Annotated in this window: 2 protein-coding genes; one reads left to right on the top strand and one right to left on the bottom strand. The window is 57.9% G+C overall.

From position 1 onward, the window contains the following. On the bottom strand, positions 1–99 hold a 99-nt coding region (locus RCCGE510_RS34365), incomplete at its 3' end, for an AsnC family transcriptional regulator (RefSeq protein WP_157179978.1). Positions 100–197: 98 nt separating this feature from the next. On the opposite strand from RCCGE510_RS34365, the gene RCCGE510_RS32280 reads away from it, so the two are divergent. Then, positions 198–978: hypothetical protein (locus RCCGE510_RS32280; protein WP_007637609.1), on the top strand; the 781-nt coding region annotated here is incomplete at its 3' end.

The following is a 978-nucleotide window of genomic DNA, read 5'->3' as shown; positions in this document are numbered from 1 at the left end:
AGTTGAAGGCGTTGAGCCAACCGCCTCTGCCAGCTCCGCCTTGGTGAGTGCACCGTCTGCCTGAAGCGCGGCCACGATGCGGAGGTCCAGTTCATCCAAATGCCGCGCCTCCGGTGGTCTAAAACACCAATAATTCGGAAATTTTGGCCACCTTATCCGCGATTTTCGCCGTATCAAAGTAGAAAATCGGTGTGGTGATGATGAACAATGCAACGCGCGGCCTGGTCTGGGCTTTTTCCTTTGTGATCTTGGAGGCAGTCCAAGCGGTCTTTTTTGGTGGCGTATTTCAGGACTATGACTCGTTCCTGATCGGCGGGGCAGTCTTTGGATTCACGGCAGCCGGAGCGCTGATCTGGGCAAAGATGCGGACCCCGGATCAACTGAAAACTGCATGGGCCAACAGAGCCAGTGTGTTCGGTTTGAACCTCTCGACGGCCCTTGTCTGGATCGCATATTTCTTCGCGCTTCAAATGATCGAACCGGCTGTGGTCTTCACGGTGTTTTCAGGGCTGATACCTATTAGTGTCCTTGTTGCGTCGGCCGGCCGAGTACCGGAAGCGTCACCGCTGCGGAACCGGCTCGAAGGCGTCGGCGTGATAGCTATTGTGATCGGCGTCGGTTACCTGGCGGCGATCACGCTGCTTGGACAATCAGGCTTCGTGCGAGGCGGCTGGACTGCCGCCATGACCGGACTGCTGCTGACCTGTGTGTCTGCCGTCAGTCTCACGGCGATGATGATTTACAGCCAGAGGCTCGACGGCCTCGGCATCGAGCCGGCCGCGCAATACGGGCTGCGGTTTCCCCTTTACGCAATTTTGGCGCTCCCGGCCGCGTGGCTCGGTCTTGATGGGAAAGGTCCGGTCGATCCCAGCGGGCTGCTCGTTGTTATCGTGATCGGATTGGCGATCATGGCGTTTCCGGTCTTTGCGATGCAAAAGGCCATATCGCTTATGTCGACCCTGTCGCTGGCCGCGATCA

This window comes from Rhizobium sp. CCGE 510, assembly GCF_000292525.1.
GTDB lineage: Bacteria > Pseudomonadota > Alphaproteobacteria > Rhizobiales > Rhizobiaceae > Rhizobium.
Note: the sequence above shows the minus strand (reverse complement) of the source record. Positions and strands in the feature narration are given on the sequence as shown.